16 protein-coding genes are annotated in these 17,337 nt (G+C 34.0%); 3 read left to right on the top strand and 13 right to left on the bottom strand.

The window, feature by feature from the left end:
- Positions 1 to 93: 93 nt before the first annotated feature.
- From G3A47_RS21135 to G3A47_RS21125, 3 genes are read right to left on the bottom strand one after another with little or no spacing between them, the layout of a single operon-like run.
- The gene (locus G3A47_RS21135) at positions 94 to 519 is read right to left on the bottom strand and encodes a hypothetical protein (RefSeq protein WP_166926045.1); all 426 of its coding nucleotides are present in this window, start codon (positions 517 to 519) and stop codon (positions 94 to 96) included.
- A gap of 45 nt (positions 520 to 564) precedes the next feature.
- Complete coding sequence (locus tag G3A47_RS21130; RefSeq protein WP_166926043.1) at positions 565 to 1,068, bottom strand: hypothetical protein; 504 nt, start codon at positions 1,066 to 1,068, stop codon at positions 565 to 567.
- Positions 1,069 to 1,080: 12 nt separating this feature from the next.
- The gene (locus tag G3A47_RS21125; protein ID WP_166926041.1) at positions 1,081 to 1,845 is read right to left on the bottom strand and encodes an MBL fold metallo-hydrolase; all 765 of its coding nucleotides are present in this window, start codon (positions 1,843 to 1,845) and stop codon (positions 1,081 to 1,083) included.
- A gap of 90 nt (positions 1,846 to 1,935) precedes the next feature.
- On the opposite strand from G3A47_RS21125, the gene G3A47_RS21120 reads away from it, so the two are divergent.
- On the top strand, positions 1,936 to 3,396 hold the full coding sequence (locus G3A47_RS21120; protein ID WP_166926039.1) for a TonB-dependent receptor: 1,461 nt from the start codon (positions 1,936 to 1,938) through the stop codon (positions 3,394 to 3,396).
- Between the two features lie 254 nt (positions 3,397 to 3,650).
- Here the strand turns inward: G3A47_RS21120 and bcp are convergent, their stop codons facing one another.
- Positions 3,651 to 4,103 carry a thioredoxin-dependent thiol peroxidase gene (bcp, locus tag G3A47_RS21115; RefSeq protein ID WP_166926037.1) on the bottom strand — a complete coding sequence of 151 codons (453 nt, stop codon included), beginning with the start codon at positions 4,101 to 4,103 and terminating at the stop codon, positions 3,651 to 3,653.
- Between the two features lie 179 nt (positions 4,104 to 4,282).
- Here bcp and G3A47_RS21110 point away from each other — a divergent pair, with 179 nt between their 5' ends.
- The gene (locus G3A47_RS21110) at positions 4,283 to 4,933 is read left to right on the top strand and encodes an endonuclease III domain-containing protein (protein ID WP_166926035.1); all 651 of its coding nucleotides are present in this window, start codon (positions 4,283 to 4,285) and stop codon (positions 4,931 to 4,933) included.
- 176 nt (positions 4,934 to 5,109) lie between these two features.
- Here the strand turns inward: G3A47_RS21110 and G3A47_RS21105 are convergent, their stop codons facing one another.
- The 3 genes from G3A47_RS21105 to G3A47_RS21095 all read right to left on the bottom strand — a co-directional run bounded on the left by G3A47_RS21105 (position 5,110) and on the right by G3A47_RS21095 (position 7,802).
- Positions 5,110 to 6,171 carry a tetratricopeptide repeat protein gene (locus tag G3A47_RS21105; protein WP_166926033.1) on the bottom strand — a complete coding sequence of 354 codons (1,062 nt, stop codon included), beginning with the start codon at positions 6,169 to 6,171 and terminating at the stop codon, positions 5,110 to 5,112.
- Positions 6,172 to 7,021: 850 nt separating this feature from the next.
- Positions 7,022 to 7,165 carry a hypothetical protein gene (locus tag G3A47_RS21100; RefSeq protein WP_166926031.1) on the bottom strand — a complete coding sequence of 48 codons (144 nt, stop codon included), beginning with the start codon at positions 7,163 to 7,165 and terminating at the stop codon, positions 7,022 to 7,024.
- A gap of 52 nt (positions 7,166 to 7,217) precedes the next feature.
- Positions 7,218 to 7,802, bottom strand: a complete 585-nt coding sequence (locus tag G3A47_RS21095) for an RNA polymerase sigma factor (protein ID WP_166926029.1) — start codon at positions 7,800 to 7,802, stop codon at positions 7,218 to 7,220.
- A gap of 604 nt (positions 7,803 to 8,406) precedes the next feature.
- Between G3A47_RS21095 and uvrA the strand changes: the two genes are divergently transcribed.
- Positions 8,407 to 11,202: an excinuclease ABC subunit UvrA gene (gene uvrA / locus G3A47_RS21090; RefSeq protein ID WP_166926027.1), complete on the top strand. Its 2,796-nt coding sequence runs from the start codon at positions 8,407 to 8,409 to the stop codon at positions 11,200 to 11,202.
- Positions 11,203 to 11,621: 419 nt separating this feature from the next.
- Here uvrA and G3A47_RS21085 read toward each other — a convergent pair whose 3' ends face one another.
- From G3A47_RS21085 to G3A47_RS21060, 6 genes are all read right to left on the bottom strand, one after another.
- Positions 11,622 to 11,921 carry a hypothetical protein gene (locus G3A47_RS21085; protein ID WP_166926025.1) on the bottom strand — a complete coding sequence of 100 codons (300 nt, stop codon included), beginning with the start codon at positions 11,919 to 11,921 and terminating at the stop codon, positions 11,622 to 11,624.
- Between the two features lie 239 nt (positions 11,922 to 12,160).
- Complete coding sequence (locus G3A47_RS21080; protein ID WP_166926023.1) at positions 12,161 to 13,813, bottom strand: mechanosensitive ion channel family protein; 1,653 nt, start codon at positions 13,811 to 13,813, stop codon at positions 12,161 to 12,163.
- A 94-nt stretch (positions 13,814 to 13,907) separates the two neighbouring features.
- A complete protein-coding gene (locus G3A47_RS21075; protein WP_166926021.1) occupies positions 13,908 to 15,377 on the bottom strand; it encodes an oligosaccharide flippase family protein in 1,470 nt (489 codons plus the stop codon).
- Between the two features lie 38 nt (positions 15,378 to 15,415).
- A complete protein-coding gene (locus G3A47_RS21070; protein WP_166926019.1) occupies positions 15,416 to 16,708 on the bottom strand; it encodes a glycosyltransferase family 4 protein in 1,293 nt (430 codons plus the stop codon).
- Position 16,709: 1 nt separating this feature from the next.
- Positions 16,710 to 17,168, bottom strand: a complete 459-nt coding sequence (locus G3A47_RS21065) for a DUF6036 family nucleotidyltransferase (RefSeq protein WP_166926017.1) — start codon at positions 17,166 to 17,168, stop codon at positions 16,710 to 16,712.
- Entirely contained in the window at positions 17,168 to 17,332 is a 165-nt protein-coding gene (locus G3A47_RS21060; protein WP_166926016.1) for a hypothetical protein, read from the bottom strand. The genes G3A47_RS21065 and G3A47_RS21060 overlap by 1 nt, the downstream gene beginning before the upstream one ends.
- Positions 17,333 to 17,337: the final 5 nt, after the last annotated feature.

The raw sequence follows: 17,337 nt of genomic DNA, 5'->3' as shown, positions 1-17,337 counted from the left end.
GGTTCACCCATTTCACATCTCACTTTTTACATCTTCACACTCCAAAAATTGGAATTTGGAATTTGGAATTTCAAAAATTGGAATTTCCCAACCCTATATTCCAGTATAAATTATCTTTCCTGCTTTTTTCAAAACATATCCTTTCCAAGGTATTAATTCGTAATCGTCTTTTACCCACGAATCCCCTTCTGATTTTCTTTCTAAAATAATGGCCTCTTTTTGCGTATCCAGAAAAAGTTCTGCTTTATTCCCTTCAAAAATCACATAAGCCACTGTAGAATATGTTTTTCCGTCTTCGGCGTGGGCCAGCTGCGTTCCAATTTCAAAAAGTCGGACACATTCTTTCTTTACAATTGACCAGGTGTAACCGGCAGAACCTTTGCACCCATGTTCATCACTATCACCACCAACCACTTTAGGTTTTGCTTCTTCCTGTACCGTTTTGGATTCCTGAGAAACTTTCTTATTGCAAGAAAAAGAAAGTCCGATAATAATTGCTAGCAAAAATAGTTTTTTCATAATTTCGTTACTTTAAATTACTGAATTACAAAAGAGTATCTCTCTTTATTTTTGATACAACAAAGACTGATTTATTTCAAAAGTAATACTTTCATCAGTATTAACAAAGTATTTTAATAAGACTTCACCCCACAATTCACCATTACTGTAATCAGCAATAATCCATCTGTGGTTCAGGATCTTTATTTTATTGATAACAAACTTTTTTCCATCAATCATATCCTGTCCCGTATACGGATTTCCGTTTGGATTCGAATTTAAGTCCAATAATTTTTCAGTCACAACCGGAATCAATTTTTCGTACTGAATAATTTTTCCTCCTGTAGCACTGTTATCAAAATAGTTTTGTGCATTTTCATTATTTTCTAAAGAAAAATAATCTGACTCTGCCAGTTTTGTTGAAACCAAACTTATGCTGTCTCTAAGTTTCTTGGTCGTTTTCTCGTATCTTTCCTGCTCAAATTTAACTTCGCGACTATAAAACATATAGGTAAAAACATTCATTAATATCGCAAGGATAAAAAGGTAAAGCATCAGGGATTTTTTCATTTTATAATATAATTAAATTGTAATTTCTAAATTATCGTAAGCCAGAAAAACGTTTTTAGGCAACTGTTTTTGCACTTCTTCGTGAAAGCCCAAAACATGGCTGATATGCGTTAAATAAGCTACTTCAGGTTTTACTAAGTCAATAAAATCTAAAGCTTCCTGCAAGTTAAAATGCGTATCATGTGGCTCGACGCGCAACGCATTCACCACCAAAACTTTCAGATTTTTTAGTTTTTCAACTTCGATATCTTCTACAGTCTTAACATCCGTCAGATAAGCAAAATCATCTATTCGATAGCCAAAAACCTGTAAATCACCGTGCATTACATTTATCGGGATTGCCATTTTATCTCCTACAGCAAAAGGTTCGTTGTTTTTTACTTCGATGGTTCTAACGCTTGGAGCCCCGGGATATTTATTTACGGTTTCAAAAACATATTCAAAACGACGTCTTAAATTGTCGATTACGCGCTGATGTGCATAAACAGGAATTTCACCCTGTCTGAAATTAAACGGTCGAATGTCGTCTAATCCGGCAGTGTGATCTGCATGTTCGTGTGTAAATAAAATGGCATCGAGCTTTCTGCATCCGCAAGTAAGCATTTGTTGCCTAAAATCAGGTCCACAATCTACAACGTACGAATGTTCGCCCCAAGTGATCCAAATAGACACGCGAAGTCTTTTATCCTTAGCATCAGTGCTTTTACAAACTGGATGATCGACCCCAATGATTGGGATGCCTTGAGAAGTGCCGGTTCCTAAAAAATTGATCTTCAATTGAACTTATTTTTTTTACAAAAATAGGATTATTTCTCTTTCATTAGAAGCCTAATTTGCTAACTTTGTAACAAATCTATTTAAAATAAAATGGGTACAGAAATAAAACTCAAAGGTGACAAGGTCATCGAACAGATTCCTTCTATAAAAGACAAAGCTTTACGCATTAATTTAAACGAGAATATTTACGGGACATTTGCTGAAATCGGTGCTGGACAAGAAACCGTTAGACACTTTTTCAGATCCGGAGGTTCATCGGGAACAATTGCAAAAGCAATGTCTGCCTATGACAAAGATTTTAGTGATGCTGTTTACGGAATTGAAAGTGACGGAAGATATGTTACCGAAAACCGTCTAAAAAAAATGCTGACTTTTGAAGGAGAGCTTATTGAAGAACGTTTGAGCCGTGAAAAACACCCAAACAAACTTTTCTTTAGTTACGCAAATACCGTTGCAACTATTGATTTTGCCAAGCAATTTAAAGGTCATGGTTGGGTTGGAATCCGATACCAAATTGAACCGGACGAAGCTTACAACGAAATTATTCTACACATTCGTTTTAAAGAAACCGATGCAAGACTACAACAGGAAACACTTGGAATTTTAGGGGTAAACTTAATTTACGGTGCTTTCTACAAATACAACGATCCAAAACGATTACTTCGCTACTTATACGATCACTTAGACAAAGACCAACTTGAAATTGATACGATTAACTTCTCAGGACCTCGTTTTGCAGATGTTGACAATCGTTTAATGAGTTTACAATTGGTTAAAAACGGAATGACTGATGCCGTAATGTTTAACCCGGAAGGAAAAAACATTTTACCGGCTGCAATTTTATACAAAAAGAACCTTTTAGCTTTAAGAGGAAGTTTCCGTCCGGTTACGAAAGTAAATATGGACATGTATGAGAAGTCATTAAAAATGTTCCTCGAAGAAAATAAAGTCGATAAAGACAATACTTTAGTAGTTTTTGAAATTACGCTTTCGAATTTGCGTTCAGATGGTGAAATTGACGAACGTGACTTTATGGACAGAGCCGAATTACTTTGTTCTTTAGGTCAAACCGTTATGATTTCGAATTTCCAGGAATATTACAAAGTAGTTGAATACTTTGCTAACTATACCAAAGCCCGTATGGGATTAGCAATGGGAGTTAACAATTTAGTTGATATTTTTGATGAGAAATATTACCGTCATTTAAGTGGAGGAATCCTTGAAGCGTTTGGAAAATTATTCTACCGCGATATGAAAGTTTTCTTGTATCCGATGTTAGATGAAAACGGCGTTCTGATGAATTCAACCAACTTAAAAGTACACCCAAGAATGAAAGAACTGTACAAGTTCTTTAAATTTAACGGAAAAGTGGTTGATGTTGTTGATTACGACCCACACAATCTGGAAGTTTTCTCCCGTGCGGTTCTGAAAATGATCAATCAGGGAAAAACCGGCTGGGAACATATGTTACCTCCGGGTATCGCAGAAATTATAAAAGAACATCATCTTTTTGGTTATCATCCCGAGAAGGAGTTAAACAAAACGAACTAAATAAAAATCCCCGTAAAAAGAATTTCTTTACGGGGATTTATTTTTTTGTTTCAGGTTTCAAGTTTTTAGAGATTTCCGTTTATTTTAAAGATAAATCTTCGAAACTTGCGATTAGTTTTTCACGCAGATTTTGCAGATTTAGCTGATTCTTTTTTTTAATAATGTAATCCGCTAAATCTGCAAAATCTGCGTGAGAAAAAAACTTTGCGAACCTTGCGTAAATCTTTGCGATCTTAGCGGTTAACCAACAAAAACTATTTCAAAATCTGCGCTGCGTGTTCTTTCGTTTTAACTTTTTCGATTACTTCGTCAATGATTCCGTTTTCATCGATTACAAAAGTAGTTCTGTGGATTCCGTCATATTCTCTTCCCATAAACTTTTTTGGACCCCAAACTCCAAAAGCATTGATTACAGACTTATCTTCATCGGCAATTAATGGAAAAGGAAATTCGTATTTATCTTTAAACTTCGCTTGTGCTTTCTGACTATCAGCACTTACACCCAGAAGTTCATAATTATTAGCTTTAAAACGCTCGAAGTTATCTCTTAAATCACAAGCTTCAGCCGTACAACCCGGCGTACTGGCTTTTGGATAAAAGAAAACTACTAATTTTTTACCTGCGTAATCCGCTAGTTTATGTGTTTTTCCTTCCTGATCTGTTCCTGAAAATTGAGGTGCTTTATCTCCTTTTTGTAATGTTGTCATATCTTATTTTTTGTGAAATGTGATTTGTGAAATGTAAAATGTGAGATGTGATTTGTAAGATGTGAGAGTCGGATTCTTAAATTTTTAATTTTAAACTTCTCACATTTTACAAATCACATTTCACAAATAACACTTCACTAGCAAAATTATGCTATTTTTACGGAACTAAAAATACGGAAATGAATAAAGAAGCTCGCGTACAATTTGTTATAAATACGTTAAAAGAACTCTACCCCACTATACCTATTCCTCTTGACCACAAAGATCCTTATACTTTATTGATTGCCGTTTTATTGTCGGCACAATGCACTGATGTACGTGTCAATCAAATTACTCCATTGCTTTTTGCCAAAGCAGACAATCCGTACGATATGATTAAGATGTCGGTGGAAGAAATTAAAGAAATCATTCGCCCTTGCGGGTTATCACCGATGAAATCAAAAGGAATTCATGGCTTATCGCATATATTGATTGACAAACATGACGGAAAAGTTCCGCAAAGTTTTGAAGCACTTGAAGAATTACCGGCCGTAGGTCATAAAACAGCAAGTGTGGTAATGTCTCAGGCTTTTGGAGTTCCCGCTTTTCCGGTTGACACCCACATACACCGACTGATGTACCGATGGAACCTTACCAACGGAAAAAATGTCGTACAAACTGAAAAAGACGCCAAAAGATTATTCCCAAAGGAGTTGTGGAACGACCTGCATCTTCAGATGATTTGGTACGGACGTGAGTATTCACCGGCACGTGGATGGAGTTTAGAAAAAGACATTATCACCAGAACGGTTGGGAAAAAGTCTATTATAGAGGAGATGAACAAAGTCTAGTTTTAACCGCGAAGGCCACAAAGGTTTACGCAAAGTTCACTAAGTTTTTTTATCTGAATGAACAATTCTTTTCATACCCAAAAAACAAAATTCCAAATTCCTCTTAAAAATTGGAATTTGGAATTTTTGATTTTTTGGAATTTGGGATTTATAAAATTTTAAATTTTAAAACTCCCCTACATGCCTCCTTTCAACAAATCATACTCATTTGTCATATCAAGCGATTTATAAACCCCTAAAAGCGTTTTTGTAACTGACGCATTTTTAGGCTCAATAAGAAGCGCTTTTTTAAGATATGGTATTGCACTTTTAACTATATCTTCTTTTTTAGCATTTAACTTGTCATACTTTTGCATTTCTGAAGGACTGGTCCCTAAGGCCGCAATTTCGTCTGCTAAAATCTTTTTCTGCTCCAATTTTAAGTAGGCAAGATTAATATAGGCATCGATACAATTAGGATCCAAATCTAAAATACCATTGTACGTCATTTCCGCTTTTGCAAAATCTTTTTTCTCCAGATAGGCATAAGCCAGGTTTTTATTAACCTCTATCTTTTTTGAAGGAACGGACTCTGTTCTTGGCTTTTCGTAAAGTCCGGACTGAATAGCTGATTCTCTTGCTTTCGGAGAAATAAAACTATCCTCTTCTTTTGTTTTTTTGTTCGTAGCATAATAAAGAATTCCTTTTCCTGAAAACTTAATCTTTTTTAATTGCTCGTAATATTTTATTGCCGAATCAAAATCTTCTCCGTTTATAGAAGCCGCTGCCGCATTATACAAGTTCAATGTATCTTTTTTATCAAACAAGTAAACTTCATAACTTTTTTTGGCGCTTTCTTTAAAATTACCGGCTTTAAAATCATTCATCGCGCCGTTAACGAGATTAGATTTCATTTGTTTCAATGCGGTATTCGCTTTTATACTGGATTTATATTTTCCGGATTCATTTTCATACAGAAGAACATCCTGATAAGCTTGTGAAGCTAAGGTGAAATTATTAGCTGCATCTATATTTTTAGTAGCTAAATCCTTTAATACATTACCTTTTAAAAAATAAAAATCAGATTTATCTTCATCGGATGCATTAAGAATAAGATACTCTGTTTTATTCAATATCGTAATCGCATTTTGAGAGTTGCCTTTTTCAAAAACGGATTGAGCTTCTTTTATTTGCGCATTTTGAGAATACACACCGGCATTTACCAGTAGTATGGATACTATAATAAATTTTATTTTCATTTGAGATTAAGTTTGATTTTTAAAAATAGATTTTGGGCCATATTTCGCGACCAATTTTTAGCAGTATGCCAGATTTAAAAGTTGTCTTCAAAATATTTAAATAAAATATTTTGCAAGCTTCCGAACAAAACAAGATCGCTTCATACCCGGTAACTTTCTTTTAAAAAAATTGTGTCTTCCTTTTAATATCCGCTCGTGGATTTAAAAGTGTATCAAACTAAACAAATTAATTAGGGTAGTTTTTTATCATGCTGAATAGTTTAGGGGTTAAACATCTTTTATCACTTCTTAATCATAATTACAGAAAAAATATCATTTTAACAATATTTAAGCTATAAACATTTTTTAATCAATAAATTTTTAAAGAGAATATATTTTTAACTAAAATAAAATTAAAAACTGAATGCACAAATAAAATACCGGCAATTTTTTAACTAAAATATAACATTTAGTATAAAGAAAGTTATAACCTACAAAAAACAACTAATTAAGAAAGTTTTTAACTGCAAAACAAATCGCTTGCATTGCATTTGTAATGCGATATGATTTTTATTCTTCAAAGTAGAATAAATTCAAAAATAGAAGAACTCATTGCCAACCCTTCGACTTCGTTCAGGAGGCACTTCGACTTCGCTCAGTGTGATACTTTGGATTTGTTAGGAAGGCAAAGAATATTAGCAAACTTACGATTCCCAAAAAACCTGAAACCTGAAACCTGAAACCTGAAACTTGAAACTATAAACAAAAAAAAACTCACTATCTGTACTTACATACCTATAGTGAGCTTTCAACCAAAACGACCAGTTGGTTTTTCTTTTAAAATGTGTATCCGATCAAAGTATCGGACTGTTTAATTCGCTATTATCTCAAAACTTTTGCCTTCTACTTTCACAACAGTAAGAGCTTGTGAATAGCTTAACAAAAAAGAAACAACTTCTTTTTTAGGTTTTAGGTCTTTAGAAGCTAACGCTTTTTTAGAGTAAATTTTCGCCATACTATAAGAATCATTTGTTTTATAGTATAACGGGCTAATACTCAAAATAGTATTAGTTGGTTAAAATAATTTGATGTTTGTCAATTATTTTTCTCAAATTCATTAATGCATAACGCATTCTTCCTAATGCGGTATTGATGCTTACGCCGGTAAGTTCTGAAATTTCCTTAAAACTCATGTCCTGGTACATACGCATTACCAAAACTTCTTTTTGATCTTCCGGAAGTTCTTCGATTATCTTTTTCAAATCAACCTCTACCTGATCAAAAATCATTTTATTTTCAATTGTTAATGAATTGTCAGACATCACAGAAAAAATAGAAAACTCTTCTGTTTCTCTGTACATTGGCATTTTTTTGGTTTTACGAAAATGATCTACAATTAAGTTATGCGAAATACGCATCACCCAAGGCAAGAATTTTCCCTCTTCGTTATAGGAATTGCTTTTAAGGGTTTTGATTACCTTAATAAATGTATCTTGAAAAATGTCGTTTGAAATATCTCTATCAGCAATCTTCGAATATATAAAACCATATATCTTAGACTCATGTCTTTTTATTAATGTCGCCAAGGCGTTTTCATTGCCTTCGATATAATTTTTTACTAATAGACCGTCTGGAATATGCAGATCAACCATAATACTACTTTTTTAGTTTCTGTTTAAAATTTGGAGTAATTTTTTCTAAAAAGTAATTTTATGTAATAGGCGGATCTTTTTTTGAGTTATGTTAATATTTTGTTCAAATTTAACAAATAATTATTCTAAAAAGCAAATTCGAACAACAAATTATTGATAATAAAAAGGTCATTATTGCAAATTAAAATTAAATTTTCTCTGCAAAGTACTTAAAATCACCAAATAACAGGGCTCTTTTTAACATTTAAAAAACCAAAAAAATACAACCTAAGACACTCATTTCAAACAAGTTAACTTTTAACTTTTTGTACTATTAATAGTACTTCTGCTTCTATTAACAAACACTGTAATTCCTTTTAAACACACCCGCATCCTTAATCTCAGTCCTTTCAAACTTGTCCCCGATGACTAAATTGAAAATGGCACAAAAAGTCTTTTCAAAGAACTCTGTATTTTCATTTTTCTCCTTAGGTACAAAAATCATAAACTCAAAGTAATGTCTGCAAAAAGCATGAAAGAAGCTCTAAATTGTTAAAATTTGGATCAATTTCCCTAGCAAAACTCAAATCAAAATTGATTACTTTTGTAAAAATTGACTTTTTTTATGCAAATCGACCTTTCTACACTCGACCCGAAACATAATATTATTATTAAAGGTGCACAAGTACATAACTTAAAAAATGTAGATGTAGCTATTCCAAGAAACAAACTTGTTGTTATTACAGGACTTTCAGGATCCGGAAAATCAAGTTTAGCTTTTGATACTTTATATGCCGAAGGGCAGCGTCGTTATGTAGAGAGTTTATCTTCTTATGCACGTCAGTTTTTGGGTCGTTTGGACAAACCGAAAGTCGAATATATTAAAGGTATTGCGCCTGCAATTGCGATTGAGCAAAAGGTAAACACTACCAATGCCCGATCAACTGTAGGAACATCGACAGAGATTTACGATTATATGAAACTGCTGTATGCCCGAATTGGTCGTACTTACTCTCCGGTCTCCGGTCAGGAAGTAAAGAAAAATACGGTAACAGATGTGGTTTCAGACGTAAAAACACTGGAATTAGACAGCAAATGGCTTTTATTAGCCCCAATTCATCTGGAAGAAGGAAGGCAATTGGAAGATAAACTAAAAGTGCTTCTTCAACAAGGTTTTGCCCGTATTCTGGTCAATAATGAAATGGTTCGTCTGGATGAGTTTGCCGAGGCAGAGCTACATCAGTTCGACAATAAAGATGTGCTGCTTATCATAGACAGAATCGTTGTAAAAGAGGAAGAAGAATTCTACAATCGTTTGGCAGATGCTATACAAACCGCTTTTTTTGAAGGGAAAGGTATTTGTTATCTACAGGAATTAAACTCAGACCGACGCTTTTCTTATTCTAATAATTTTGAATTGGATGGCATTACGTTTTTAGAACCGAATGTTCATTTATTCAGTTTCAACAACCCTTATGGTGCTTGTCCGGTATGTGAAGGTTATGGAAATATTATCGGAATAGATGCTGATCTGGTTGTTCCTAATACTTCTTTATCAATTTTCGAAAGCGCCATTTATCCCTGGAGGGGCGATAGCATGAGCTGGTACAAAGACGAACTGGTTAAACATGCTTATAAATTTGATCTTCCTATTCACAAACCCTATTTTGAGCTTTCGGAAGAGCAAAAAGAGTTGATCTGGACCGGAAATCAGTATTTTCAGGGACTAAATGATTTCTTTAAAGAGTTAGAAGAGAAAAATTATAAAATTCAGAATCGCGTAATGTTATCCCGCTATCGCGGAAAAACAAAATGCCATGTTTGTCGTGGTAAACGTCTGCGTGAAGAAGCATCTTATGTAAAAATAAACGGAAAAACAGTTTCTGACTTAGTCGACTTACCGATTAAACATTTGGTTACTTTTTTCAAAAATATTGAGCTAAACGTTTACGAACAGCAAATTGCAAAACGTTTGATGATCGAAATCAATAATCGTTTATCCTTTCTAACCGAAGTGGGTCTGGATTATCTTACTTTAAACAGAAACTCGGCAACACTTTCGGGAGGAGAATCACAACGAATTAATTTAGCTACCTCTCTTGGGAGCAGTTTGGTTGGATCTATGTACATTTTAGATGAGCCAAGTATTGGTTTGCATCCAAAAGATTCAGAGCGCTTAATAAAAGTCCTGCTTTCACTTCGTGATCTGGGCAATACCGTTATTGTAGTGGAACATGATGAAGATATCATGAAAGCGGCCGATATGATTATCGATATCGGTCCTGAAGCCGGTACTTTTGGCGGGCATCTTGTAGCGCAAGGCACTTATCCCGAAATTCTGCAATCAGAATCTCTGACGGCAAAGTACTTAAATGGTGATCTTGAAATTACAGTTCCGCAAAAAAGACGAAAATTTAAAAATCATATCGATATCATCGGCGCCAGAGAAAACAACTTAAAAAATATCAATGTTACCTTTCCTCTGGATGTTTTAACGGTCGTTACCGGTGTTTCCGGAAGTGGAAAAAGTACGTTAATAAAGAAAATTTTGTTTCCGGCCATGCAGAAAACGCTCGAGAGCGCATCTGAAAAAGCGGGACAGTTTACTGAACTAAAAGGCTCTTTTTCTCAAATAAAACATATTGAGTATGTCGATCAGAACCCGATTGGGAGAAGTTCGAGATCAAATCCTGTTACTTATATCAAAGCCTATGATGATATTCGTGATTTGTATGCCAAAGAAAAACTGTCTAAAATAAGAGGTTATCAGGCAAAACATTTCTCCTTTAATGTTGATGGCGGACGATGTGAAACCTGCAAAGGAGAAGGCTCCATTAATGTTGAAATGGTCTTTATGGCCGATGTGCAGCTACCCTGCGAAACTTGTGGTGGCAAACGCTTTAAAAAAGAAGTCTTAGAAATTACTTTCGACGACAAAAACATCAACGATATTCTTACTATGACGATCGATGATGCCATTGCCTTTTTTGAAAGAAACAAACAAACTAAGATTACTCAAAAATTACAACCGCTTCAGGACGTAGGTTTAGGTTATGTACAACTAGGACAATCTTCTTCTACTCTTTCGGGAGGAGAAGCACAACGTATTAAACTAGCTTCCTTTTTGGTAAAAGGCGCTACAAAAGACAAAGCTTTATTTGTATTTGATGAACCAACGACCGGTTTACATTTTCACGATATTAAAAAATTACTCGCCTCGTTTGAAGCGCTAATAGAAAAAGGACATTCAATAATCGTTATTGAACACAATCTGGATCTTATCAAATGTGCGGACTGGATCATTGACTTAGGCCCCGAAGGAGGAGAAAACGGTGGTCATTTACTGGCCGTAGGAACTCCCGAGGATATTGTAAAGGTAAAAGAATCCGTGACGGGAGTTTATTTGAAAGACAAGTTGTAGTTTTTCATCAGTTTTATGTGATTTAGATAGGCAACATGCTGTGTGAATCTCCCAATGTCATATCGAATGAGGAATCACTAACATTTTGCTGTCATTCTGAAGAATGAGGAATCGCACTAGTAATTCGACAAAGATTGGCAACGTGCTGTGTGGTCTCTTACTGTCATTCCGAATGAGGAATCACGAACGTTTTGCTGTCTTCCGAAGAATGAGAAATCACACTAGTAATTCGACAAAGATTGGCAACGTGCTGTGTGGATCTCCTAGTTTGATTTCTCCTTCGTCGAAATGACATAAAAAAATCACTTATATGGAGACCATTTCTGTCCCAAAATATTTTGATCCCGATAACACAAAACAAAAAAAAGACCAGAAATATAATTTCTGGTCTTTTTTTTACTACTAGCAACTATGCTACTTTAAGCGACTAAACATTTTTCTTCAAAGGGAAATCCATCTTCATCTATAGCAACTAATATTTTTTTCTGTTTTGAAGCCTCGAGCGTAAGGTAAAGCCATGCAAATGACCATAACCCCAAAGTCAGACAAAAAATCGTAAAATTCAAACCGTGATTGACTACTTTTCCACCTTTTGAAAGTACTGCAAAAAGCTGTTCATCATTTCTTTCTTCTAACGTAAATCCTTTATGAACCTTATTCGATATCATATTAGAAAATACCTGCAAGCTTTGTTCCTGACTAAGTTGATTGTGTTTCATAATTACCAAATTAAATTAATCCCAATACTACCGCTCTCATTGTTAATTTTTCTTAATTACTATAAATTACTCCGATCTAACAAAACACCATTAATTTATATTTATTGCATTTTATTAGATATTTTTAACCATACGAATTAAACTGCTATTAAATTCTCACCTAAAGTTAGTTTTTAATAAGCGAATAACAAAACAAAAAACTGTTAAAATTTCAACACTTTCATCTGCTTATCAGCAACTTAACTTTTATTTTTCACATTAAAAGACGGCGTCTCATAATCCGATTTTAAATAATTCTCGGGAATTGTTGTTGTGTTTCCGTCCCTTAACGCTTTATAGTGTGGAGACATGATCTCTATACCGGCAGCATTAAAAGAGTCCTGAATATTTTGATGCAACGAAGAATAAATCCGTGGTTGGTTTGTAGGTTCTTTAGTATAAACGTTTATTTGATAGGAAACGTAAAAATCATCCAGACTGGTTTGCAATACAAAAGGAGCCGGAGTTTGTTCTGTCATCTCTGTTTTTAGGGCTGCTTCAATCAAAGCTTTATGAATATCTTTCCACGGTACATCATAGCCAATTGTCACAGTGGTATGAATCAAAAGACCATTTGAAGCATTTTTTGTGTTCGCCGAGAAATTAGTTGATGTACTCGATAATACTGTCGCATTCGGAATCGTAATATCTTCAAACTTCGGTGTTCTTACCCGGGTAACCAAAGCTGTTTTTTCGATTACTTCGCCGCTTACATCACCAATCTTAATAAAATCACCAATTTTAAATGGACGCATATACGTAATAACCAGTCCTGCTACCATATTGGCAATTGCATTTGAAGATCCCAATGAAAACAAAACCCCCACAAATACCGAAACTCCTTTGAAAATTGGAGAATCTGAACCCGGCAGATACGGAAAAATAATAACCAGCATAAATGCCATCATTAAAAACCGAATAATATTAAAGGTCGGCATTGCCCAATCACTGTAAAAACCATCTATTTTTATGTTTTCCTTTTTTATCTCATCAAAAAAGAATTTTATAATTTTCAGCGCGTATTTAAATATGACAACAATAACTATAATGGCAAATAAACTTGGCAAAAAGCCCAGAAACCCCAAAAAAGCAAGTTTGGCAGGAGAAAGCACCCAACGAAGTAATGTAGTTGTATAATCTTCTGTAGCCGGAAAAATACTAAACAACAACGGCAAAGAGAAATAAACAATCAAAATCAGCGCGATAACCTTGATGAATCCGTAAAGACGCATCATGACGAATTGCTGCTTTTGAGGCGAAAGCATCGTAATATTATTATAAACAAATCCTTTAAAGTATCTGTCGCTGTTTTTTAAAATATAAAGTTTTATTCTATTAAAAATCTTACCGGCAAAAAACAGTATAAATCCAACAATCAGAATAAGCAGTACCGTATATCCTAATCTTTTAGGCAGTTGAGAATGATTTTCATTCTGATTAAGAATCGCTTTTTTAATTAAGCTTAAGTTACGCTTTGCAATATACGCCGTCGATTGTTTTTCGACCTTGGCATCAATATCTAAAATAGACATAATGACGATATCCCCCTTGTACATGATATCCTGAGTAATGTCTGAAGGGACAATCCTGATCGAATCGGCTTCAAAAAAAGCCTCTTCATAAAGTTTCTTTATTTTTTCCGTTATAGCATTTGCACGATTCTCGGCAGAAAAGGATCCCACTTTATTATAAACATAGAAAAGTGTGTCCTTAAAAGGGCTTACAGGATAACCTTTTAATTTAACTGAATCAATAGCTTTTATCGGTTCTTGTTGCTCCTTTTTCTGAGCAATACCAACAGAAGAAAAGAGCGCAGTATAGAGTACTAAAAAACAAACTAATCTCTTCTTCATATCCTATTGAAAATAAATTGATTATCCTTTTAACAAATATAAAAACAATTAAGATTACTTTAACATTTCTTTTTTACTTTCTCTAGAATGACACTTAAATTTTAATTCCGATTTTCTTTGAAAGATTCTTAATAACCTGATTGATTTCGGGTGAGATATTAAACTTATAATTGAAGTACACGTAAAAAACAGTCACTATAATGGATTTCAATGTAATACTAATAAGCGGATAAAAAGGAAATTCCCAAAAATAAAACACTAAAAACAAGGCAAATGTTATTAAAATACAATGTATGGTTTGTTTGGTAAACGGATACAAATGAAGTCTCTTAACCACAAATTGCAATTTAGCCAGACTGTACAGAGTAATAGATAATAAAGTAGCGAACGCTGAACCGAATATTCCCCAATACGGAATAAAAATCATGTTTAAAACGAAGGTCAAAAGCACTAGAAGGAGCCCTAAATATAACACCATTCGGTAGTATTTGGTGTTAAAAATAATTGCATTATTATTTCCTAAAATCAAATCAAAATACTTCGATAACCCGATCATAAATACAACCGGAATTCCTTCGCTGTATTCTTTAGGAACCAATTCGTATAACTGGTTGATGTTTACAAAAATACAAAGCATTACAAAACCACCAACAAACTGTAGGTTTATAGAGGTTTTTTTGTACAAACCATTCAACTCATCATGTTTGTTTTCATGCATTAATTTCGCTGTAATTGGGTACACAATCTGATGCATCGCACGACTTGGAACAGAGATTACCAAAGCGATATAAGTCGCAACAGAGTAATAGGCTATATTCTCAATTTTCATATATTGATTCAGCATCAATTTATCTCCATCTAAAAGCAAATTTGCTACACTTCCCGATAAAATAATAAAGAAAGTATATTCCATTACGCTTTTTACATTCTCGGGAATTGTAATCTGAAAATTAGGTTTTTTAATGTAAAAGGCATAAAACATAGTAACCAGAAAGGCTATAAAATAAATTACTGCCGTCACGTAAACAAATTGTACTAAGGTGATCCAATTAAAATACAAACCAACCAGCGCAAAAGTAGACAACAATCTTATCCCTACTTCTTTAATAAAATTGCCAAAGACCGAATGCATATGCACCCTTGCCCAGGCATAAAAAATTTCAAAATACGCCATACAAATCCCGATAAAGGGAATTAAAAGCATAAATTCCTTTACAACAGGGTTTTCTTTAGAAACAAAAGCCGTAATATCGTCAAAGAAAAGCAAACCAATAATTCCTAACGGAATACACATCAAGATAGGAAATAATGCCGTAAAGGAGAGAAACTGTTCTCTTTCTTCTTCTGTTTTATACTGCGAATAAAATTTAACTAATGTATTTTGCATTCCGATAGCAAACAATGGCATGATTACATTAGCGGCAGAAAGTACATAATTGGTTAAAGCATAATAAGTAGCTCCTAAAAAAACAGGATATAAATAAAGCGTGTTGATAGCTCCAATACCGAAGCCTATATAAGTAATTATGGTGTTTTTGAAAGACTGATTTAAGACAATGCCCATTTGTAATTTTAGATTGTAGAGTTCCGGTCGTTGATTAATTATTCGCTAATCAACTGTACTAGCTGTTTGGTCAGGTTTTTTCTGGAATATTGTTGTAAACCAACGCCATTTGCTTGTAATTTCCCTTCCAAATATTGATTATAAAAGTCCAAAATTACACTTTTTAGTTTCGTTTTTTCAGAATAATCAAAAAATACGCCTGTATTTGTTTCCTTTATAATGTCTGAGAAATCAGAACCCTGCGGCCCTATTGCAATGATCGGCCTGTTTGATACCATATATTCAAACAATTTACCCGGGATAATACTTCTGGTATCTTCAGAATTAATTTCTATCAGAAGCAAAACCTGTGATTTTTTCTGATGTGCAATAGCTTCGTTATGGGAAACATATCCTAAAAGATTTAGATAAGCTCCCAAATTAAACTCCTTAATTGCATCGAGTACTTCCTGACTTACAGCGCCTATTAATTTTAATTCTAAATGTGATTTAAAATCCGGAACTTCCTCGAGCAATTCAGTCAGACTTTCCCATAAAAAACGGGGGTTTCGATCTGACAAAAACGATCCAATATGCGCCAAAGTAAACTTGGTATCTAAAGTTTGTTTTTCAACATTTTCGATATCGTAACCATTTGTGATTACCGAAATAGGTTTATTAGTGATGGCCTGAAATTCGGTTTTGGTCGTTTTACTAGTTACAATAATCGTATCGGCCGAATTAAGCACTTTATGCTCTAATTTTTTATGCTTTTTTGCCGCATAAGCAGACAAACGCAATGCTTTATGGTATCCAATTGTAGTCCATGGATCGCGAAAATCAGCAAACCATTTTACATTTAGTTTCTCTTTTAATTCCAAGCCGATTAAATGCAAACTATGCGGTGGACCGGAAGTTACAATGGTATCTATATTATTTTCCTTAATATATTTTTCAAGATAAGAAACAGAAGGTTTCACCCATAAAACACGGGCATCTGGAATAAAAAGATTCCCTCTGACCCACAGAAAAAGTTTATCCAGAAAAGTTTGCTTTTTCTTCTGTGGAAAGATTCCTGAACTGATTTTCTTTGTTTTATTTTTAGAAAAAAGAGCCGCCAATTGGTAAGGCTCCATAATTTTATTTTTAAGAACAATTACCTGATCTGAAACTTCACTAACCAAACCTTCATCAACTATCGGGTAGGTTGGGTTCTCCGGAACATAAACGATAGGCTGAACATTAAATTCTGGCAAATATTTCACAAATTTCAACCAGCGTTGCACACCAGGTCCTCCGGCAGGTGGAAAATAATAGGTAATGATTAAGAGTTTTTTAGATTCTGGTTTCAATTTATTTCTTATTCTTTTTATTCAATTCTTCTATATCCAACTGATCTTTTAATCGGTTAGTTGCCCTTTTTGCAATCATTAAATTATCGTAGTCAATAAAATAGACCGGTATTCCTTGTAAAAAAGCTATAGTAGCGTTTTCATACAAATCCCCAAATTTCACCTCTTCCAAGCCTTTAACTGAAGTCATTACATCTAATCTCAAATCGTAAGAAATAGTAAAATCCGTATATCCTGCTACAAACTGCATCGTTTCAATTTGAGGAAAATCGCCTATTCCGATTTCTTTAAAAGCTGCACGAAGATTTAATCTATTTTCAATAGAATCTTCAATCATTATATCAATATCTCCTGTATTTCTTGTATATCCGTAAATATTAACGGCCAAACCTCCAATAGTAATGTAGCGAACATTCTTTTCATTGAAAATTTTCCAAATATTTAGAATTTCTTGGAGCATTATTTTTTCTTAATAATTTTTGGAGCATGTTTTAAGGCATACGAAAGTTCTACTAAAGCCATAAAACGCTCTATTCTTTCCGTATACAACTTCTGCAATTCAGTATCAGCTGCAGTAGAATTCACTTGAGGCAATTGCTTTTTCGTTACATCAGTAGTTTTCATATAAT

The sequence above is a fragment of the Flavobacterium poyangense genome (genome assembly GCF_011751075.1).
Lineage (GTDB): Bacteria > Bacteroidota > Bacteroidia > Flavobacteriales > Flavobacteriaceae > Flavobacterium > Flavobacterium poyangense.
The sequence above is the reverse complement of the archived record's forward strand: the minus strand, read 5'-3'. Positions and strand labels throughout refer to the sequence as shown.